The 20,388-nt window shown below is 72.5% G+C and carries 15 protein-coding genes; 12 read left to right on the plus strand and 3 right to left on the minus strand.

Annotated features, from left to right (window positions below; all coding sequences use genetic code 11):
* Positions 1–135: 135 nt before the first annotated feature.
* Positions 136–2,976 (plus strand): leucine--tRNA ligase, encoded by a 2,841-nt coding sequence (gene leuS, locus ACGFH9_RS09455; RefSeq protein WP_393217123.1) that lies wholly within the window; start codon positions 136–138, stop codon positions 2,974–2,976.
* A gap of 131 nt (positions 2,977–3,107) precedes the next feature.
* On the opposite strand, the gene ACGFH9_RS09460 is transcribed toward leuS, so the two are convergent.
* Genes ACGFH9_RS09460 through ACGFH9_RS09470 form a run of 3 tightly spaced genes read right to left on the minus strand, consistent with a single transcriptional unit; the run spans position 3,108 to position 5,744 of the window.
* Positions 3,108–3,791, minus strand: a complete 684-nt coding sequence (locus tag ACGFH9_RS09460) for a VTT domain-containing protein (protein WP_355236624.1) — start codon at positions 3,789–3,791, stop codon at positions 3,108–3,110.
* On the minus strand, positions 3,788–4,507 hold the full coding sequence (locus ACGFH9_RS09465; protein ID WP_355236627.1) for a glutamine amidotransferase: 720 nt from the start codon (positions 4,505–4,507) through the stop codon (positions 3,788–3,790). Before ACGFH9_RS09465 ends, ACGFH9_RS09460 begins: the two co-directional genes overlap by 4 nt.
* The gene (locus tag ACGFH9_RS09470; RefSeq protein ID WP_355236993.1) at positions 4,497–5,744 is read right to left on the minus strand and encodes a MurT ligase domain-containing protein; all 1,248 of its coding nucleotides are present in this window, start codon (positions 5,742–5,744) and stop codon (positions 4,497–4,499) included. The genes ACGFH9_RS09465 and ACGFH9_RS09470 overlap by 11 nt, the downstream gene beginning before the upstream one ends.
* Positions 5,745–6,099: 355 nt before the next feature.
* On the opposite strand from ACGFH9_RS09470, the gene mraZ reads away from it, so the two are divergent.
* The 11 genes from mraZ (at position 6,100) to ACGFH9_RS09525 (ending at position 20,157) form a co-directional block, all read left to right on the plus strand.
* The gene (gene mraZ / locus ACGFH9_RS09475) at positions 6,100–6,531 is read left to right on the plus strand and encodes a division/cell wall cluster transcriptional repressor MraZ (RefSeq protein ID WP_393217124.1); all 432 of its coding nucleotides are present in this window, start codon (positions 6,100–6,102) and stop codon (positions 6,529–6,531) included.
* 204 nt (positions 6,532–6,735) lie between these two features.
* Positions 6,736–7,842: a 16S rRNA (cytosine(1402)-N(4))-methyltransferase RsmH gene (gene rsmH, locus ACGFH9_RS09480; protein WP_393217125.1), complete on the plus strand. Its 1,107-nt coding sequence runs from the start codon at positions 6,736–6,738 to the stop codon at positions 7,840–7,842.
* Positions 7,839–8,444 (plus strand): septum formation initiator family protein, encoded by a 606-nt coding sequence (locus ACGFH9_RS09485; RefSeq protein ID WP_355236633.1) that lies wholly within the window; start codon positions 7,839–7,841, stop codon positions 8,442–8,444. Before rsmH ends, ACGFH9_RS09485 begins: the two co-directional genes overlap by 4 nt.
* Before the next feature lie 3 nt (positions 8,445–8,447).
* On the plus strand, positions 8,448–10,643 hold the full coding sequence (locus ACGFH9_RS09490) for a peptidoglycan D,D-transpeptidase FtsI family protein (protein ID WP_393217126.1): 2,196 nt from the start codon (positions 8,448–8,450) through the stop codon (positions 10,641–10,643).
* A gap of 52 nt (positions 10,644–10,695) precedes the next feature.
* Positions 10,696–12,252 carry a UDP-N-acetylmuramoyl-L-alanyl-D-glutamate--2,6-diaminopimelate ligase gene (locus tag ACGFH9_RS09495; protein WP_393217127.1) on the plus strand — a complete coding sequence of 519 codons (1,557 nt, stop codon included), beginning with the start codon at positions 10,696–10,698 and terminating at the stop codon, positions 12,250–12,252.
* A complete protein-coding gene (gene murF / locus ACGFH9_RS09500; RefSeq protein ID WP_393217128.1) occupies positions 12,249–13,646 on the plus strand; it encodes a UDP-N-acetylmuramoyl-tripeptide--D-alanyl-D-alanine ligase in 1,398 nt (465 codons plus the stop codon). Before ACGFH9_RS09495 ends, murF begins: the two co-directional genes overlap by 4 nt.
* Positions 13,643–14,767, plus strand: a complete 1,125-nt coding sequence (gene mraY / locus ACGFH9_RS09505) for a phospho-N-acetylmuramoyl-pentapeptide-transferase (protein WP_234591416.1) — start codon at positions 13,643–13,645, stop codon at positions 14,765–14,767. Before murF ends, mraY begins: the two co-directional genes overlap by 4 nt.
* 494 nt (positions 14,768–15,261) lie before the next feature.
* On the plus strand, positions 15,262–16,671 hold the full coding sequence (locus tag ACGFH9_RS09510) for an FtsW/RodA/SpoVE family cell cycle protein (RefSeq protein WP_393217182.1): 1,410 nt from the start codon (positions 15,262–15,264) through the stop codon (positions 16,669–16,671).
* Entirely contained in the window at positions 16,671–17,777 is a 1,107-nt protein-coding gene (gene murG / locus ACGFH9_RS09515) for an undecaprenyldiphospho-muramoylpentapeptide beta-N-acetylglucosaminyltransferase (RefSeq protein ID WP_393217129.1), read from the plus strand. The genes ACGFH9_RS09510 and murG overlap by 1 nt, the downstream gene beginning before the upstream one ends.
* A complete protein-coding gene (murC, locus tag ACGFH9_RS09520; protein ID WP_393217130.1) occupies positions 17,774–19,339 on the plus strand; it encodes a UDP-N-acetylmuramate--L-alanine ligase in 1,566 nt (521 codons plus the stop codon). Before murG ends, murC begins: the two co-directional genes overlap by 4 nt.
* Entirely contained in the window at positions 19,336–20,157 is an 822-nt protein-coding gene (locus ACGFH9_RS09525; RefSeq protein WP_393217131.1) for a cell division protein FtsQ/DivIB, read from the plus strand. Before murC ends, ACGFH9_RS09525 begins: the two co-directional genes overlap by 4 nt.
* The last annotated feature ends 231 nt before the right edge of the window (positions 20,158–20,388 follow it).

Below are 20,388 nucleotides of genomic sequence, written 5' to 3' on the forward strand. Positions count from 1 at the left end.
CTTCTTACCGGGCCGTGCTGATGCGCTGAACGCGCGACAGCACGGCGGCCCCTCCTGCGCGAGGGGCTTTTTTGTGCCCGCCGCCGGTCCGGCCCGGCGGTGCCGAGACGAAGCGAAGCGAAGCGAGGAGAGACGATGAGCGAGGCAGCCGCACCGGCGGGCGACATTCCCCCGTTCCGATACACCGCGGCCATGGCCGACGAGATCGAGACCCGTTGGCAGGACACCTGGGCGCGCGAGGGCATCTTCCACGCGCCCAACCCGACCGGCCCGCTGGCCGATCCGGGCCACCCCCGGGCCGGCGCGGAGAAGCTGTACGTGCTGGACATGTTCCCCTACCCGTCGGGCGCCGGCCTGCACGTCGGCCACCCGCTGGGCTACATCGGCACCGACTGCTACGCCCGCTACCAGCGCATGGCCGGGCGCAACGTGCTGCACGCCATGGGGTTCGACGCGTTCGGGCTGCCCGCCGAGCAGTACGCGGTGCAGACCGGCACCCACCCGCGGACGACGACGGTCGCCAATATCGAGCGGTACAAGGCGCAGCTGCGCCGGCTGGGGCTGGCGCACGACGAGCGGCGCTCGGTGGCCACCATCGACACCGACTTCTACCGCTGGACACAGTGGATCTTCCTGCAGATCTTCAACTCCTGGTACGACCGCGACGCCGGCCGGGCCCGCCCGATCGCCGAGCTGATCGCCGAGTTCGAGGGCGGCAACCGGGCCACCCCGGACGGCCGTGCCTGGGCCGAGCTGAGCGTCGCCGAGCGCCGCCAGGTCGTCGACGACCACCGGCTGGCGTACGTCTCGCAGGCGCCGGTCAACTGGTGCCCCGGGCTGGGCACCGTGCTGGCCAACGAGGAGGTCACCGCCGACGGTCGCTCCGACCGGGGCAACTTCCCGGTCTTCAAGCGCAACCTGAAGCAGTGGAAGATGCGGATCACCGCGTACGGTGACCGGCTGCTGGACGACCTGGACAGCCTGGACTGGCCCGAGCCGATCAAGCTGATGCAGCGCAACTGGATCGGCCGGTCGACCGGGGCGCACATCGACTTCGCCACGGCGGGGGAGCCGATCCGGGTGTTCACGACCCGCCCGGACACCATCTTCGGGGCCACCTACATGGTGCTGGCGCCCGAGCACGAGTTGGTCGACGCGCTGGCGCCGGCAGCCTGGCCGGACGGCACGCGGGACGCCTGGACCGGCGGGCACGCCAGCCCCGCCGAGGCCGTCGAGGCGTACCGCAAGGCCGCCGCCGCGAAGACCGACGTCGAGCGGCAGTCCGACTCCAAGGAGAAGACCGGCGTCTTCATCGGCGCGTACGCCACGAACCCGGTCACCGGCGGGCAGATCCCGATCTTCATCGCGGACTACGTACTGGCCGGCTACGGCACCGGCGCGATCATGGCGGTGCCCGCGCAGGACGAGCGCGACTGGGCGTTCGCCGAGGTCTTCGAGCTGCCCATCGTGCGTACCGTGCAGCCGGCGGAGGGCTTCGACGGCAAGGCGTACACCGGTGACGGCCCGGCCATCAACAGCGCCGCGCCCGAGCGCGGCCTGGACCTGGACGGCCTGGGTGTCGCCGACGCCAAGGCGGCGATCATCGCGTGGCTGGAGGCGAACGGGCACGGCACCGGCGCGGTGACCTACCGGCTGCGCGACTGGCTGTTCTCCCGGCAGCGCTACTGGGGCGAGCCGTTCCCGATCGTGTACGACGAGACCGGCGCGGCCATCGCCCTGCCGGAGGAGATGCTGCCGGTCGAGCTGCCGGAGGTCGACGACTTCTCCCCGAAGACGTTCGCGGCCGACGACGCCGACAGCAACCCGGAGACCCCGCTGTCCCGGCGGCGCGACTGGGTCGAGGTCGAGCTGGACCTGGGTGACGGACCGAAGCGCTACACCCGCGAGACCAACGTGATGCCGCAGTGGGCCGGTTCCTGCTGGTACGAGCTGCGCTACCTGGACCCGACCAACAGCGAACGGTTCGTCGACGCGGAGAACGAGCGCTACTGGATGGGCCCGCGCGGCGAGGGCGACTGCGGCGGCACCGACCTGTACGTCGGCGGGGCCGAGCACGCCGTGCTGCACCTGCTGTACGCGCGGTTCTGGCACAAGGTGCTGTTCGACCTGGGACACGTGTCGTCGTTCGAGCCGTTCCGCAAACTGTTCAACCAGGGCATGATCCAGGCGTACGCCTACACCGACTCGCGCGGCAGCTACGTGCAGGCCGAGGACGTCGTCGAGCGCGACGGCGCGTACTACCTGGAAGACCTGGTGGTCAACCGCGAGTACGGCAAGATGGGCAAGTCGCTGAAGAACGTGGTGACCCCCGACGACATGTGCGCCGCGTACGGCGCGGACACCTTCCGGGTGTACGAGATGTCGATGGGCCCGCTGGAGGTGTCCCGCCCCTGGGAGACCCGGGCGGTGGTCGGCTCGTACCGGTTCCTGCAGCGGGTGTGGCGGGCGGTCGTCGACGAGCAGACGGGCGAGCTGCGGGTCACCGACGACCCGGCCGACGAGGCGACCCGCCGGCTGCTGCACACGGTGATCGACGGGGTCCGCGGCGACATGGACGGCATCCGGTTCAACACCGCGATCGCCAAGCTGATCCAGCTGACCAACGGGCTGACCGCGCTGTCGGCGACGCCCCGCGAGGTGGCCGAGCCGCTGGTGCTGATGGTGGCGCCGTTCGCCCCGCACGTGGCCGAGGAGCTGTGGCGCAAGCTGGGCCACGACACCTCGCTGACGTACGCGGACTTCCCGACCGCCGACCCGGCACTGCTGGTGGCCGACACGGTGACCTACCCGGTGCAGGTCAACGGCAAGGTCCGGGGCCGCATCGAGGTGCCCGCCGACGCCGCCGACGAGACCGTCCGCGCGGCGGCCCTGGAGGCGGTGGCCGCGTCGCTGGCCGGCAAGGAGCCCCGCAAGGTCATCGTGGTGAAGGGCCGAATGGTCTCCGTAGTCGCCTAACCCAACCCCAACCCCGCCCCGCCCCATCTCCGCCCCGTCGATCTTGCAGTTTCTGTTGACGTTCCGCCCCTTGTGTCAGGGTTTGTCGGGACAGAAAGCGCAAGATCGGCGAGGGAGGGGACGGGGGGCGGTTAGGCCGGGATTTGCCGGCGACGTCGTTCGGCGCGCCACCACTGGTGTACGAGCACGACGCTGGCGATCAGACCGAGGCTGGCGGGGGCGGCGGCGTACCAGTTGACGTGCCCGGGGGAGCTGACGGCCGCGCCGATCGCCGCGTACCCGAAGGCGGTCGGCGCGGAGGCGATGACGCTGCCGGCCAGGAACGGCAGCACCCGGGCGCCGGTCGTGCCGTAGCCGTAGCTGACCAGGCCGAAGCCGGCGATCGGCAGCAGCCGGACGGTGACCACCCCGAACACGCTCTGCCGGGCGAACCAGCCGTCCAGGCGTGCCAACCGACCGCGTACCCGTTCGGCGACGAACTCCCGGCCCAGCAGCCGGCCGATCGTGAACCCGATCGCCGCGGCCACCAATGCCGCGCCCAGGGCGTACGCGGCGCCCTCCAGAGGGCCGAAGATCGCGCCCGCGGCGAGCGTGACGAAGGTACGGGGAACCAGCGCGACCAGCAGCAGCGCGCCGCCGAGGATCGCCGCCACCGGCGCGAAGTCACCCAACTGGTCGGCGAGCGCCGGCAGCCGCGCCGGGTCCGGTCGGGGCGCCAGGAGCAGCAGCACCCCGCACGCGCCGATCAGGACGACCAGCAGAGCGAACCGGGCGGCCGACGGCTGCCGGAGCAGCCGCCGGACGGTACGGATCATGCCCGGGCGGCGGCCACCGCTGAACGGCGCTCGTTGCGGAGCCGGTCGGGCCAGGCGTCGTCCAGGGGCGGGAGCTGGTGTGCCCCGGTGGCCCAGCGCAGCAGCAGGTCGGCCAGGGCCGGGTTACGCGCCAGCGCGGGACCGTGCGAGTAGGTGCCGAGGAGCTTGCCGCGCCAGGCGCCTTCGGTGGCACCGTCGTTGCCGATCCCGGCGGTGACCCGCGCCAGGGGGGAGACCTCCGGGCCGAGGTGGGTACGCCCGCCGTGGTTCTCGAAACCGGTCAGCGCCGGCAGGCCCAACCGCGGGTCGATCTCACCGGCCAACTCGCCGACCGCCCGGCTCTCGCCCCGGTCGGACCGCAGGTCGAGCAGCTCCAGGCCGCGGCACTGCACGCCCTTGGCGAAGAAGGACGTCCCGAGCAGCTGGTAACCGGCGCAGACGCCGAAGACCACCGAACCCTGGGCGACCGCCCGGTGCAGACCGCCGTCGGCGAGGAGCCGCTGCGCGCCCAGCGCCTGCGGGCCGTCCTCGCCGCCGCCGACGAGGTAGATGTCGGCCGTCGCGGGCAGTTGCTGGTCGGAGCGGACCTCCAGTACCTCGACCGGCATGCCGCGCTGGCGGGCCCGCCGGGCCAGGATCAGCGCGTTGCCCCGGTCGCCGTAGGTGGACAGTAGGTCGGGGTAGATCCAGACGATGCGCAGGCTCTCAGTTGACACGGTCCAACTCCGCTCGGATGTCCTGGAACGCGGTGTAGTTCGCGATGACCTCCAGCCGCCCGGGCGGGACCGACCGGACGGCGTCGTCGAACGTGCGGACGTGCTGGAAGGGCACGTCGTTGACGTCCAGCCGAACCGCCAGGTCGTATGCCCGGTCGCCGGTGATCAACACCTGCCGGCCGCGCAGCGGCGCGAAGTCGACGTCGAACAGCCAGGAGGTGTCCAGCCCGTCGGGGTCGCGCGCGTTGATGGAGAGCAGGGTCGGCGCCTCGTCGGCCATGTCGAACGCCTCCAGCCAGCTGGCCGGGTTCTTGGCCAGCAGCAGCCGGATGTTGCGACCGTCCCTGTCGACCTGCGCGTACCGGCCGGCCACCGAGGTGACGATGCCGAGGCGGGACACCGCGTCGACGGGGCGTACGCCGAACTCGGACGCCACGGCCAGCGCGGTCGCCGCGTTGCCCAGGTTGACCTTGCCGGGTAGTTGGAGGGAGACCTTGTGCCAGGCCCCGGTGGGGTCGAGCACGCCCTCGTCCTCGACGACCCAGTGCGGCTCCGGGCGGCGCAGGGCGCAGCCGGTGCACCACCACTGGTCGCCGGAGCGCGCGATGGTGGAGCCGCACTCGGGGCAGACCCAGGAGTCGTCGTGCCAGCGCTGGCCAGCGCTGAACCAGGTCACGTGCGGGGGGTTGATGCCGCGGGCCGGGTCGGCCGGCGGGGTGGCGGCCCAGACCACCATCGGGTCGTCGGCGTTGGCCACCACCCGCACGTTGGTGTGCCGCACCAGGGCCGCGCGCCAGAGCTGCGCCATCATGGCGACCTCCTTGGCGCGGTCGAGCTGGTCGCGCGAGAGGTTGAGCAGCGCGACAACGTGCGGCTCGGTCGACTCCAGGACCTGGGCGAGGTAGTGCTCGTCGACCTCCAGCACCGCGTACGGGGTGCTGCCGGCCTTGGCCAGCGCCGAGGTGTGCCCGCTGGGCATGTTGGCGCCGAAGGAGTTGGTGGCGACCCGGCCGAGCACGCCGACCGCGGCGGCGGTCAACCGGGTGGTGGTCGTCTTGCCGTTGGTGCCGGAGACGAGCGCGATGGCGCGTCCGGCCGACAGGTGCGCCAGCAGGTCCGGGTCGATCTTCAGCCCGATCCACCCGCCGATCACCGAACCGTCGCCACGACCGGCGGCCCGGGAGAGCGCCGCGGCGGTCCGTGACACGGAGCTCGCCACCTTGGCCCGTAGGGGCATTTTCGCGTCCGTCACGCGAGCGAGGTTACCGGACCGCCCGCCTCGCCAGATCGCCGCCGACGGGGAACCGTTCGGCCGTGGCGTTCGTGCGGGAGGTCGGCCCGCGCTCCACCGGACGGAGTCGATCTATGTCGGAAAGCGGACCACGCCGGGCGGGCGCCCGGGCCCTCCACTGCGCTCCACCCCCTGTGACGTGCTGTTTTGCGAGCGGATCGGACGCGCCACGCGGGCGAATCTGGTTGCAGGTGGAGGGAAGTGGAGTAGAGTGGGGCCCAATGGTGAGGCCGGGAGGGCTCACCGGCCCGGGGGGTCAGCGGCGCCGCGAACGCCGCTCAAGGGCGAGGGGGTTGGGCCGATGTTCCTCGGCACCCATACCCCACGCCTCGACGAAAAGGGTCGGCTGATCCTTCCGGCCAAGTTCCGGGATGAGCTGGCGGGGGGTGTCGTGGTCACAAAAGGGCAGGATCGCTGCCTCTATGTCTTTCCGACACCCGAGTTCCAGCGGATAGCGGAGCAGTTGCGCGCGCAGCCGATGACACACAAGGCGGCCCGGGCCTACAGCCGGGTCTTCTTCGCGAGCGCGCACGACGAGGTGCCGGACAAGCAGGGTCGCGTGACGATTCCGGCGCACCTTCGTGCGTACGCGGCGCTCGACCGTGACCTGGTGGTCATCGGCGCGAGCACGCGGGTGGAGATCTGGGACAAGACCGCCTGGGAGACCTACCTCGCCGAGAGCGAAGACGACTTCGCCGACATCGAGGAGGGGGTGCTGCCCGGCGGCCTGTAGGGCGGAACGGCGCCCGACGTACTGCGAGATCTCCAGCCGCTTTCGAGTTCCTGGCATCACTTCCCCGGTGCCAGGCGCACGATCCAGTCATCCGGCGAGAGTCGGTGTCGGGCGGGAGCGGATGGGGATCTGGCGGTACGACGGCAGCGCCGTTTCACGGCAGGCGCGCGAGAAGAACGGACGTTTCAACCAGTGGGGGTCGTCATGGGGGAGTTGCGCGGCACGCACGTGCCGGTGCTGCTCGAGCGGTGTCTCGAGCTGTTGGCCCCCGCGCTGGGTCGAGGCGGCCGGACGGTGCACGTCGACGCGACGCTCGGCCTGGCCGGGCACGCGGAGGCGGTGTTGGAGGCACACCCGGAAGCGGTCCTGATCGGGCTCGACCGGGACACCGAGGCGCTCGCCCACGCACGGGTGCGGTTGGCGCGGTTCGCCGACCGGGTGCACCTGGAGCACGCCGTCTACGACGAGCTGCCCGAGGTGCTCGAACGGCTGGGTTATCCGGGCATCGACGGGATCCTGTTCGACCTGGGTGTCTCGTCGCTGCAACTGGACGCGCCCGACCGCGGGTTCGCGTACGCGCAGGACGCGCCTCTGGACATGCGGATGGACCAGACCCGGGGGGTGACCGCCGAGGAGGTGGTCAACACGTACGGCCATCCGGACCTGGCACGCGTGCTGCGGGTGTACGGCGAGGAGAAGTTCGCCGGCCGGATCGCCTCGGCGATCATCCGGGAGCGCGAGCGCGTCCGGATCACCTCGTCCGCGCGCCTGGCGGAGCTGGTTCGGGAGTCGATTCCGGCACCAGCCCGACGAACGGGTGGGCACCCGGCAAAGAGAACGTTTCAGGCGTTACGGATCGAGGTAAACAGAGAGCTGGCAGCGCTGGAGACAGCGCTGCCGTCCGCGCTCGACGCACTGACCGTGGGCGGTCGCATGGTGGTCCTGTCCTACCACTCGCTGGAGGACCGGCTCACCAAGGCGGCGCTCGCGGACCGGGTCCGCAGTAAGGGCCCGGTCGACCTCCCGGTCGAGCTCCCCGGGTCCGGTCCGACGTTCCGGCTGCTCAGCCGGGGCGCCGAACTGGCCGGTGAGGCGGAGGTCACCGCGAACCCGCGCGCCGCCTCGGTGCGGCTGCGGGCCGCGGAGCGACTCGACCCGAACGCGACGGAGCAGGGGCGGACCGACCGCGAACGGTCCCGCCGACGAGTGAAGGCGATGCACCAACCGGGGACGGGGTCAGCGGGATCCGTGGGGGATCCAGCGGCGCCGGCGGACGGCAGAGGGACGGATGTAGAGGGGGAGGGGACATGAACATTGACAAGCGCGACCGCCGGGACATCACCGGCGGCGGGCAGCGCGCACCGCGGTCGGGGGGCCGGACCGCGGCGGAGCGAGCCCCGCGCGTGGGGAACGGTACGCCACGCATCGATCGGGTCAACCGGCAGGGGGAGACTCGCGCCCGGGGGGCGCGCGAGTTCCCCACCCAGGGCAGCGCCGCGCTGCGTCCGGCCGAGAAGGCGACCGCCACGGCGACCGCCCGCTCGCCGCGACTGCGGGTTGCGCCGCCGCCGCCGGTGTCGGTGCCGCGTGCGCCGTTCGCGGCGCTGATCGTGCTGCTGGTCGTCGGTGGGGTCTTCGGCATCCTGGCGGTCAACACCAAGATCAATGAGAACGCGTTCCGGTTGGAGAAGCTGCAGCAGCAGCAGGCCCGACTGGACCTGGAGAAGCAGCAGCTCGACAAGGAGATCGCCGACGCCAAGGCGCCGGGGAACCTGACCGCCGAGGCACGTCGTCTGGGCCTGGTGGACGCCGGTGAGCCGGCGTACATCCGGATGCCGGACGGCAAGCCGATCGGCGTGCCGAAGCCGGCGACCGGCGAGCCGTCGGTCACCAGCCAGGGTGCGGGAGGCTGACCGGTGCCACCAAGGTCGGACGAACCGCGCCGGGACCCCACGGGGTCCCGGCGCGGTTCTGCGCGGGACGCCACCGACTCCGAGTCGCGCACGAGTGGGCAGGGGATCGGTGGCATCTCCGGCGCTCGGGCGTACACCCCGAGGGGTCGGACGGTCCGCGAGGAACGTGGAACGCCCGCGCGCGGCGCGAACACGGAGCAGCGGCGTACCCCTCGTGGCAGCACGCGGTCCGGCGATCCGTTCCGGCCGGCGTTGCAGGTGCTCGACGGCGGCCGGGCCGCCGCCCGCTCCGGCCGACGGGACGCTCCGGCGGCCGGCCGGGGCGGCGTCGTACGGACCGTCGCCCCGCGCGGCCCGGCCGGCGACGAGCCGCCGCCGCGCCGCCGCACCACGCCGCGCGCACCACGCCGCACCGACCGTCCGGCCGCCCGCCGACCGTCCCGCAAGCCGCCACGCCCGCCGAAGCTCGCCGACCCGCGGCTGCGGCTGCGCCTGGGCACCGCGCTCACCCTGGCGCTCTTCGTCGTCATCGGGGTGCGGTTGATCTTTCTCCAGACGGTGGACGCTCCGGCGTACGCCGGAGGCGGCGTCGCCGCCCGGACCCGCACGGTCGAGTTGCCCGCGCCGCGCGGCGCGATCTACGACTTCCGGGGCGAGCCGTTGGCCCACAGCGTCGAGGCCCGGTACGTGTTCGCCGACCCGACCCTGATCAAGGATCCGGCCGCCACCGCGAAGGCGCTCTCCCCGCTGCTCGGCATCCCGGCGTCGAAGCTCGCCGAGCTGATGAAGCCGCGCAAGCTGGAGAACGGCAACGCGTCCCGTTTCGAGTACCTGGTCCGGGGGGTGGAGATTCCCACCGCCAAGCAGGTGCTGGCGCTGGACCTGGCCGGCATCGGGGTGCACCGCGACGAGCGCCGCGAGGTGCCCGGCGGTGACCTGGCGGCCAACCTGATCGGCTTCACCAGCCAGGACATGGACGGCCTGGAAGGGCTGGAGGCCCGCTACGACGACCTGCTCTCCGGGCAGGACGGCCGCCGGGTGTACGAGGCGGGCCTCGGCGACCTGGCCGCGCCGATCCCCGGCGGCTACAGCAAGACGACCGCCGCCAAGCCGGGCAGCTCGATCGCGCTCACCATCGACCGGGATCTCCAGTTCCGTTGCCAGCAGATCCTCAGCGCGGGGATGGCGGGGCAGAAGGGCGCGACCGCCGCGGCCGTGATCATCGACGTCGCCACCGGCGAGGTGCGGGCGCAGGCGAGTGACCCCACCTACAACGCCGCCAAGCCGGGGGACAGCGATCCGGTCGCCCGGGAGGACGCGGCGACCAGCTTCGTGGTCGACCCGGGCTCGGTACACAAGGCGATCACCTACGGCGCGGCGCTCCAGGAGGGGGTGATCACCCCGGACACGACGCTGCCGATCGCGAACAGCATCAAGATGGGCGACACCTGGTTCTCCGACACGCACCCCGCCAACGGCCGGAAGATGAGCGTGCCGGGCATGCTGGCCTTCTCGTCGAACGTCGGCGCCATCACCGTCGCCGACAAGCTCGGCAAGGAACGACTGATCGACTACCAGAAGCGGTTCGGGCTGGGCCAGCCCACCCGTGAGGGCCTGCCCGGCGAGGCCAGCGGCCGGCTGCTGCCGGCCGACGAGTGGAGCGGTTCGTCGTACGGGTCGGTGCCGATCGGGCACAGCGTCGACGCCACGCCGCTGCAGATGGCCGCCGCGTACGCCGCGATCGCCAACGACGGTACGTACGTGCAGCCGCACCTGGTCAAGGAGACGATCGGGCCGGACGGTAAGCACACCCCGGCGCCGGCGCCGGTCACCCGCTCGGTGCTCAGCCCGCAGAACGCGGCGGCGCTGCGCACCATGCTGGAGGCGGTCACCACTGTCGAGGGCGCCACCGGCACCACGGCCGCGGTCCCCGGCTACCGGGTCGCCGGCAAGACCGGCACCGGTTGGCGTCTGGTCGACGGCAAGAAGCAGCCGGGTGAGGTGGCCTCCTTCATCGGCATGGCCCCCGCCGAGAAGCCCCGGTACGTGATCGCGGTCTTCGTGTACGCCCCGGGTGGCGGAGGCGCGGCGATCGCAAACCCGGCCTTCCGGAACATGATGCAGTTCACGCTGCGTCACTACCGCGTGCCGCCGTCCCCGACCGGTTCGGCACCGAAGTTCGTGGTCTATCCGCGCTGACCAGCGCAGGCGCGACATCATCGGTGAGTGCCGACGAACCACCGGGGCGGCTGTGCGGCCGGAACCGGACGACCGGGTAGGGTCTGACGCCGTGCCCGGCAATCCACGTACCGTGACCGGCGTCCGGCTCGGTGATCTCGCCGTCCGGCTCGCCGTCGACCTACCGGCGGACGCCGCCGACGTGGTCGTCACGGGTGCCACCCACGCGAGCCAGGAGGTCCGCCCCGGCGACCTGTACGCGGCCCTGCCCGGCGCCCGCCGACACGGCGCGGAGTTCGCCGTCGGCGCGGCCGAGGCCGGTGCGGTGGCCCTGCTGACCGACCCGGCCGGCGCCGAGTTGGCGGCGGCGAGCGGCCTGCCCGCCCTGGTGGTACCCGACCCGCGCGCGGCGCTCGGCGAGCTGGCCTCGGCCGTCTACGGCGACCCGACCGCCGACCTGACCGTCATCGGCATCACCGGCACGGCCGGGAAGACGTCCACGGCGTACCTGGTCGAGTCGGGGTTGCGCGCCGCCGGGCACACCACCGGGCTGATCGGCACCGTGGAGACCCGTCTCGGCGACCTGGTGATCGACAGCGTGCGGACCACCCCCGAGGCGACCGACCTGCACGCGATGCTGGCCACCGCCCGGGAGCGTGGAGTCACCGCCGTGGTCATGGAGGTCTCCAGTCACGCCCTGGCCATGGGCCGGGTCGGCGGGGTGCGCTTCGCCGTGGGCGGTTACACCAACTTCGGCTCCGACCATCTGGACTTTCACGCCGACAGCGCCGACTACTTCGCCGCGAAGGCGCAACTCTTCGACGGTCGGTGCGCGGTCGAGGTGCTCAACCAGGACGACCCGGCACTGACGCCGCTCTACAAGCCGGCGACGGTCAGCTACTCGGCGGCCGGCGACCCGACCGCGACGTGGTGGGCCGACGACGTCGACGGCGAGGGGTACGCCCAGCGCTTCACCGCCCACGGCCCGGACGGCGTGGTCGTGTCCGCCGGGGTGGCGCTGCCCGGCCGACACAACGTGGCCAACGCGTTGCTGGCCATCGCCGCGCTGGTGGGCGCCGGGGTCGACCCGGCGACGGCAGCCGACGGTGTGGCCGCCTGCGGTGGCGTGCCCGGTCGCCTGCAACTGGTCGACGTCACCGGGCCGGTACGCGGTGTCGTCGACTACGCGCACAAGGCGGACGCCATCGTGGCGGCGCTGGCCGCGCTGCGTGAGCTGAGCGCCGGACGCCTGATCTGTGTGATCGGCGCCGGTGGGGACCGGGACCGGGGCAAACGGCCGGTGATGGGGGCCGCCGCCGCCGAGGGGGCCGACGTGGTGCTGGTGACCGACGACAATCCGCGTACCGAGGACCCGGCCGAGATCCGCGCCGAGGTGCTCGCCGGGGCGTACCGGGCCGGCACGGCGGCGCGGATCATCGAGGTGGCCGGTCGCCGGGACGCGATCGACGAGGCGGTCCGGCTGGCCGAACCGGGCGACGTGATCGCTCTGCTCGGCAAGGGGCATGAGCGTGGCCAGGAGGTGGCGGGCGAGGTGTTCCCGTTCGACGACAGCATCGAGTTGGCCGACGCGCTGCGGGCGCGCTTCGCGGACCGGGCGGGTCAGCGGTGATCGCCCTGACCCTGGCCGAGGTGGCCGCGGCCGTCGACGGGCGGCTCGTCGCCGCCGATCCGGCCGTTACCGTCACCGGCTCGGTCGAGTTCGACTCGCGCAAGGTCGGGCCCGGTTCGCTCTTCGTGGCGTTCCCCGGGGAGAAGGTCGACGGGCACGACTACGCGGCGACCTCGGTCGAGGCCGGCGCGGTGGCGGTGCTCGGCACCCGCGAGGTGCCCGGGGTGCCGATGGTGCTGGTCGACGACGCCCTGACCGCGATGGGCAAGCTGGCCCGCGCGGCGGTGGCCCGGCTGCCCGAGCTGACCGTGATCGGGGTGACCGGCTCGTCCGGCAAGACCACCACCAAGGACCTGATCGGGCAGCTCACGGCCCGGCTCGGTGCCACGGTCGCGCCGCCCGGCTCGTTCAACAACGAGCTGGGCCACCCGTACACGGCTCTGCTGGCCGGGGCGGACACCCGCTACCTGGTCATGGAGAAGGGCGCCCGGGGCATCGGGCACGTGCGCTACCTGTGCGAGCTGGTGCCGCCGCGGATCTCGGTGGTGCTCAACGTCGGCACGTCGCACATCGGCGAGTTCGGCTCGCAGGAGGCCATCGCCCAGGCCAAGGGCGAGCTGGTCGAGGCGCTGCCGTCCGACGGGCTGGCTGTGCTGAACGCCGACGACCCCCGGGTGGACGCCATGGCGAGCCGCACGCGGGCGCGCGTGGTCCGCTACGGCGAGGCGCCGGACGCCGACCTGCGTGCCGAGGACGTCACGCTCGACGAGCGGGGCCATCCGTCGTACACCCTGGTCACGCCGGAGGGAAGCGCGCCGGTGCGGCTCGTGCTGACCGGCCGCCACCAGGTCGGCAACACGCTCGCCGCCGCCGCGGTCGCCCGGGAGCTGGGCATGCCGCTGGCCGAGCTGGCCACGGCGCTCGGCGAGCTGGGGCTGAAGTCCACCCGGCGGATGGACGTCTTCGACCGGCCCGACGGGGTGACGGTCATCGACGACTCGTACAACGCCAACCCGGCCTCGATGGCGGTCGCGCTCCGGGCGCTCGCCAGCCTCGGCCGTGCGAGGCGTACCGTCGCGGTGCTCGGTTACCTGGCCGAGTTGGGCCCGTTCGAGCGCGACGGCCACGCCGAGGTCGGCCGGCTCGCGGCCGAGCTGGGTGTCGACCGGCTGCTCGTGGTGGGCGAGCCGGCCGCGCCGATCCACGAAGGCGCGACAGCGGTAGCGAACTGGGGAGGAGAGTCGGTGCTGCTCACCGATCAGGCGGCGGCCGTCGAGGTGCTGCGGGGCGAGCTACGGCCGGGCGACGTCGTCCTGGTCAAGGGCTCCCGGTACCGGACCTGGGAGGTGGCCGACGCCCTGCGCGCCGACGCCGCCGAGGAGGCCAGTCGATGAGGGCCATCATCGTCGCCATCGGGGTGGCCTTCGTCGTCTCGCTGTTCTGCACCCCGATCGCGATCAAGGTGTTCACCCGGCTCAAGGCCGGCCAGCCGATCCGGTCCGACGGTCCGGCCATGCACCAGGGCAAGAAGGGCACGCCGACGATGGGCGGCGTGGTCTTCATCCTGGCCACGGTGATCGCGTACGTGGCCGGCCACCTGGCCCTGACCACGCTGCCGGACGCGCAGATCGCGCAGGTGGAGCCGACCATCACGGCGCTGGTGCTGCTGGGGCTGATGGTGTTCTCCGGCGCGGTGGGCTTCCTCGACGACTTCCTCAAGGTGCGCAAGCGCAACAGCGCCGGCCTCAACAAGCGGGGCAAGCTACTCGGTCAGATCCTGGTCGGCGCGGTCTTCGGCGTCATCGCGCTGTGGTTCCCGAGCACGATGACCGACGCGACTGGCAACGCCACCAACACCCAGACCGTGGGCAGCACCACGCTGAGCTTCATCCGGGACATCGACTTCCTGGAGGTCAGCAAGGTCGGCGCGGTGATCATTTTCATCTTCGTGGTGATGGCCGCGACGAACGGCGTCAACCTCACCGACGGCCTGGACGGTCTGGCCACCGGCGCGTCGGTGATGGTGCTCGCCGCGTACGCGCTTATCGCATTCTGGCAGTACCGCCACTGGTGCGCCGACCCGAGCTACACCCAGCCGTACTGCTACGAGGTCCGTGACCCGTTGGAGATCGCGCTGATAGCCGGGGCCGCCGCCGGGGCGTGTGTGGGCTTCCTGTGGTGGAACACGTCCCCGGCGCGGATCTTCATGGGTGACACCGGAGCGCTGGGGCTGGGCGGCCTGATCGCCGGCATGGCGATGTCCACCCGGACCATCCTGCTGCTGCCGATCATCGGCGGGCTCTTCGTGATCATCACGATGTCCGTGGTGATCCAGATCATCTCCTTCCGGACCACCGGTAAACGTGTGTTCCGGATGTCCCCGTTGCAGCACCACTTCGAGTTGGCCGGCTGGAGCGAGGTCAACATCGTGGTCCGGTTCTGGATCATCGCCGGCATCGGCGTGGCCATCGCCCTGGGCCTGTTCTACAGCGAGTTCCTCGCCAACATGACCTGACCCGCTGGCCAGCGGGTCGGCACCGGTGGCCGTAGCCGGGGCTGGCGCGCTGCGGCTGGGCCGTGGGCTCTGGTCTGTACCGGTGGCGCGGGTGCTCGGAGCGTCCTTTGCTCTGCTTCAACCCAGGCAACAGTCGGGTGACCGAACTGTTGCGCGGGTTGAAGCAGAGCAAAGGACGTGCGGGGAGGGTCGCCTCCCCGCTGCCCGCCGGGCGGGGTCCGGCGGGCAGCGTCTCCGCACGACACGCCCGGTGCAGCGTTGTGGACCACTCGCGCGCGCCGAACGGTGATGATGTCCGTGTGGGGGAGGACCGAGGGAAAAGCGAAGACAGGACGGTCGGCCGGCCGCGTCGGCCACCGACGGCGGAAGCGGGACGCGCCACGGAGGTCGGCCGGCAGTCGGACGAGACGCGTGGCGTGGAGCTGGGTGTGGCACGTCGCGAGGCGGCACCGGAAACGCCACCGCCGCTGCGCGGGCTGGACGCGGCCGGCGGGCTGGCCGCGCTGCGTGGCTTGCTGGACCGGCCGCTGGCGTCCTACTACCTGCTGCTGTCCAGCGCCGGTCTGCTGCTGCTCATCGGTCTGACGATGGTCTTCTCGGCGACCAGCGTGAAGGACTACGCCGAGGACGGCAACGCGTCCGCCTCGGTGACCAAGCAGGCCATCTTCGCGGTGATCGGCATCGGGGCGTTCTGGGTGTGTCAGCGCCTGCCCGCCAGCACCTACCGCTCGCTGGGCCGGCCGCTGCTGTACACGTCGGTGGCGCTGCTGCTGCTGCTCAACCTGCTGGTGGCCTACGGCCGGCTCGCCCATCTGAAGTCGGTCGTGTTCGGGCCGGTCGAGGCGCGACTGAACTGGCTGTTCGTCGGCGGGATCCAGGTGCAGCCCTCCGAGTTGGCCAAGTTCGCGCTGGTGCTGTGGGGCTCGCACGTCATCGCCCGCAAGGGCGCCGCGCTGGGTTGGTGGCGGGAGTTGGCCACGCCGCTCTTCCCGGTGATGGGCCTGCTGTTCGTGCTGGTCGGCTACAACGACACGGGCACCATGCTCTGCCTGCTGGCGTTGGTCGTCGGCCTGCTCTGGGCGGCCGGGGTGCAGACGCGCGTCTTCGGCGCGCTGACCGCGGTCGGTCTGCTCGGCGTCGGCCTGCTCGTGGCGGTCGCCTCGCTGGGCGCGGGCTCGGGCGAGCGCGGCGCGGAGAACTACCGGCTGGCGCGGCTGACGCTCTTTCTCAATCCGCCGCCACCGGATCGGTGTGGTGACCCCTGCTACCAGTTCTACCAGGGCCGCCTGGCCATTGAGCACGGCGGCTGGTTCGGCGTGGGGCTGGGCAAGAGCAGCCTCAAGTGGGACTGGCTGCCCGAGGCGCACAACGACTTCATCTTCGCGATCATCGCCGAGGAGTTGGGGGTGATCGGCTGCGCGGTGGTGCTGAGCCTGTTCGCGGTGCTCGCGTACACCGGTCTGCGCATCGCCCGACGGGTCGAGGACCCCTTCCGGCGGCTCGCCGCCGCCGCGGTGACGACCTGGCTGGTGAGCCAGGCGGTGATCAACGTCGGTGGGGTGGTCGGGCTGCTGCCGATCACCGGCCTGCCGCTGCCGTTCATCTCCGACGGCGGAAGTGCCCTGGTCGTGACGTTGGCGGCGATCGGGATGCTGGCGTCCTTCGCCCGCGCCGAACCCGATGCGGCCAGAGCACTGCATGCCCGTCCGCCGGCCCGGTGGGTCCGACTACTCTGGGCCCCGTTGCCGCCGCTTCCCGGCCGGCGTCGCCGACCGGCGACGCCGCCGGCTGGCCGAGGGTCCGTGCCCCGGTCCCGCGGGCGGCGCGAGGACGACCAGGCCGTACCGCGCGGTGTCCGGCAGGGCCGGAGCCGCCAGGGTACGGCGAGCGAGAGGAGACGCTGATGGGTCCGCTGCGTTCGGTGGTGCTCGCGGGAGGTGGCACCGGGGGGCACATCTACCCGCTGCTCGCCTTCGCCGACTGCCTGCGCCGACACGACCCGGGCGTCCGGATCACCTGCCTCGGCACACCCAAGGGCATGGAGAACGAGCTGATCCCGCCGCAGGGCTACGACCTGCGGCAGATCCCGGCGTACCAGCTGCCCCGGTCGGTGAACATGAACCTGGTCCGTACCCCGGGCCGGATGTGGACCGCGGCCCGCGCGGCGGGCAAGGTGATCGACGAGGTGCGGGCCGACGCGGTCGTCGGCTTCGGCGGGTACGTCTCGGTGCCGGCCTACCTGGCCGCGTGGCGGCGCGAGCTGCCGATGGTGATCCACGAGGTGAACGTGCCGCCGGGCGTCGCCAACCGCCTCGGCATGAAGTTCACCAAGAACATCGCGGTCGGTTTCCCGCACCAGCCGAGCCAGGCCGAGTCGCTGCGCGACGCGACAGTGGTCGGTGTGCCGCTGCGGCGCAGCATCGCCTCGCTGGACCGGTACGCGCAGCGCAACGCCGCCCGCGCCCGGTTCGGCCTCCGGCCGGACCTGCCGGTGCTCTTCGTCGCGGGTGGCTCGTCCGGCGCCCGCTCGATCAACCTGGCGGTCTCCGGCGCGGCCAAGGAGCTGGCCCGCAACGGTGTGCAGGTGCTGCACGTGATGGGCGCCCGCAACGAGCCGGTGCCCATCCCCACCGACCTGCCGGTCCCGTACGTGACGCTGCCGTACCTGTCCGAGATGGAGCTGGGCTACGCCGCCGCCGACCTGATGCTGGCCCGGGGCGGAGCGATGACCGTCGCCGAGGTGGCCGCGATCGGCCTGCCGACGATCTACGTGCCGTACCCGCACAGCAACCAGGAGCAGAAGCGCAACGCCCTGCCCGTGGTGGAGGCCGGCGGTGGTCTGCTCGTCGACGACGCGGAGTTGACCCCGGACTGGCTGGAGCGCGCGGTCATCCCGTTGATCCGCGACCCGCAACGGCTGTACGCGATGGGGGCCGCCGCGTCCGCGTACGGGCGGCGTGACGGCGACGAGGCGCTGCGCTCGTTCGTCCTCGAGGCGGTGGCCCGGTGACCGCGCAGTTCACCCCGGCCGGCACGCTCACCGCCGAGGACCTGGGCGCCGTCCACCTGATCGGCGTGGGCGGGGTCGGCATGCTCGGCGTGGCCCGGCTGCTGCTCACCCGGGGCATCCGGGTGTCCGGCAGCGACCTGCGCGAGTGGCCCTCGCTGGCGGGGCTGCGGGCGCTCGGTGGCACCATCTACCTCAGCCACGAGGCGACGAACCTCGACGGGGTGGACACGGTCGTCTACTCCTCGGCCATTCCGAAGGACCACCTGGAGCTGGTCGAGGCCCGTCGCCGCGGCCTGCGGGTGCTGCACCGGTCGGAGGCTCTCGCCGCGGCGATGACCGGCCGCCGGGCGATCGCGGTCGCCGGTACGCACGGCAAGACCACCACCACCTCGATGGTCACGATGGTGCTCCAGCAGGCCGGTGTGGACCCGTCGTTCGTGATCGGTGGGGAGATCTCCGAGGTCGGCTCGGGCGCCCACCACGGCACCGGCGAGCACTTCGTGGTCGAGGCGGACGAGAGCGACCGCTCGTTCCTCATCTACCGCCCGTACGTCTCGGTCATCACGAACGTCGAGCCGGACCACCTGAACACCTACGGCGACCTCGCGACGCTGGAGGCGGCGTTCGCGGAGTTCGCGCGGCTCACCGACCCGAACGGGTTCATCATCACCTGCGCCGACGACCCGGGCGGTCGCCGGCTGGCCGAGACCCTGCGCACCGAGGGGCGGCGGGTGTTCACCTACGGGGCGGCGAGCGACGCCGACCTGCGGCTGACCGAGGTCGTCTCCTCCGCGCGTGGTGTGCGCTACCTGGCCGAGATCGACGGGCAGTCGCTGGGCGAGTTCCGGCTTCCGGTGCCGGGCCGGCACATGGGGCTCAACAGCGCGGCGGCGGTGCTGACCGCGTACCTGCTCAAGTTGCCGCTGGAGGCGGCGGAGGCCGCGCTGGCGGTCTTCCCCGGCGTGCGGCGGCGCTTCGAGCGCAAGGGCGTCGCGGACGGCGTGCTGGTCTACGACGAGTACGCCTACCACCCGACCTCGATCATGTTGGCGTTGCAGACGCTGCGCGAGGTGGCCGGGGACGGGCGGTTGATCGTCGTCTTCCAGCCATACCGGCTGTACCGAACCCGCGACAACCAGGCGGAGATCGCCGAGGCGCTGGCCATCGCCGACGAGGTGGTGCTGTTGGAGGTCTTCGGGCCGGGCGAGCTGCGTCAGCCCGGCGAGGGCTCGGCGGCGCTGATCGCGGCGGTGGACCTGCCCGCCGACCGTAAGGTGTTCGTCGACTCCTGGGATGCCGCGCCGGGCGAGGTGGTCCGTCGGGCCGGCTCGGGCGACGTCGTGGTGACCATGGGCGCGCCGCCGATCTCGTTGATGGGTGACGAACTGCTGGCCGCCCTCGGTGCGCGTACCGCCGGCGCCGCCCCGACCGCGACAGTCGACCCGGTGGCGACGACGCCGGCGATCGGCCAGCCGGTGCCCGGCGGGTCCACCGCCGGTGGCGACGGGGCGGCCCTCGGCGGCGCCGCCGCACCGGACGGCGCGGCGCCCACGGCCGGATGAGCCCCGGCCCCGCCCGCGGGCGGACCAACGCCTCCGACAGCGGCGGCGGCCCGCGGCGCGGTCCGGTCCGGCGCTGGCAGTTGGTCCGCGCCAGCAGCGACGCGGTGCCGGCGTCGACCCGCCGATTCATGGCCCGTGCCCGGCAGCGCCGGATGCGGGCGGCACTTCCGTGGGCGGTGGCCGCCGGGGTGCTCGCGCTGCTCGGGCTGATCGCCTGGACGGTGCTCGGCACCGGGCTGTTCGGGGTCCGCTCGGTCCGTGTGGAGGGTGCCAAGCTGGTCACCGACGTGCAGGTACGCGACGCGGTGGGGGTGGCCGACGGGGTGCCGCTGGCGCGTGTCGACCTGGCGGCCGCCGCGCGTCGCGTCGGCGGGTTGGCGCCGGTGGAGCGGGCCACGGTGTCCCGGGACTGGCCGGGCACGCTGGTGGTCCGGGTGACCGAGCGGACGGCGGTGGCGGTGGTGCCGCAGGCGGACGCGTTCGCCCTGATCGACCGCAGCGGCGTGGCGTTCCAGACGGTGGCCCGTCGCCCGGCCGGGCTGCCGCTGGTGCGGGTGGTCCGTCCCGCCGCCGACGACCCGGACACGCGGGCCGCGCTGGAGGTGCTCGCCGCGCTGACTCCGCAACTGCGCGCCGAGCTGGTGGACGTGAGCGTGGAGGGCCTGGCCCGCATCAGCCTGAAGCTGCGGAAGAACCGCACGGTGTTCTGGGGCGACGCCACGCGGGGTACGGACAAGGCCCGGGTGGCCACCGCGCTGCTCGGCGAGGACAGCGAGCGGATCGACGTCAGCGCGCCGGACGTGGTGACCTTCCGCTGACCGGTGAGCGGGGCTGCGGACGTGACGAGTCGCGCTCCGGCCGGCGACACGCCGGTCGGGTCCTTGGCTCCTGGCGCGGCGGCGCTTACGTTGCCCCGAAGAGGATCAGTGGTTGACATAACTGTAAGCCTCTAGTAGAGGGTGAGGGTTCACCTCTGATCCTCACTGGTGGCGCTGTCGTCGGCCGCTGGGCTGGCCACACCGTACCCGGTCGGCCGAAGCCAATCTCGA

The sequence above is a fragment of the Micromonospora sp. NPDC049102 genome (genome assembly GCF_043197485.1).
Lineage (GTDB): Bacteria > Actinomycetota > Actinomycetes > Mycobacteriales > Micromonosporaceae > Micromonospora.

What these genes read in the sequence shown, in the direction of transcription:
- leuS (WP_393217123.1), top strand. Translation starts at nt 136, where the DNA reads ATGAGCGAGGCAGCCGCACCGGCGGGCGACATTCCCCCGTTCCGATAC.
- ACGFH9_RS09460 (WP_355236624.1), bottom strand. Translation starts at nt 3,791, where the DNA reads ATGATCCGTACCGTCCGGCGGCTGCTCCGGCAGCCGTCGGCCGCCCGG.
- ACGFH9_RS09470 (WP_355236993.1), bottom strand. Translation starts at nt 5,744, where the DNA reads ATGCCCCTACGGGCCAAGGTGGCGAGCTCCGTGTCACGGACCGCCGCG.
- mraZ (WP_393217124.1), top strand. Translation starts at nt 6,100, where the DNA reads ATGTTCCTCGGCACCCATACCCCACGCCTCGACGAAAAGGGTCGGCTG.
- rsmH (WP_393217125.1), top strand. Translation starts at nt 6,736, where the DNA reads ATGGGGGAGTTGCGCGGCACGCACGTGCCGGTGCTGCTCGAGCGGTGT.
- ACGFH9_RS09485 (WP_355236633.1), top strand. Translation starts at nt 7,839, where the DNA reads ATGAACATTGACAAGCGCGACCGCCGGGACATCACCGGCGGCGGGCAG.
- mraY (WP_234591416.1), top strand. Translation starts at nt 13,643, where the DNA reads ATGAGGGCCATCATCGTCGCCATCGGGGTGGCCTTCGTCGTCTCGCTG.
- murG (WP_393217129.1), top strand. Translation starts at nt 16,671, where the DNA reads ATGGGTCCGCTGCGTTCGGTGGTGCTCGCGGGAGGTGGCACCGGGGGG.
- ACGFH9_RS09525 (WP_393217131.1), top strand. Translation starts at nt 19,336, where the DNA reads ATGAGCCCCGGCCCCGCCCGCGGGCGGACCAACGCCTCCGACAGCGGC.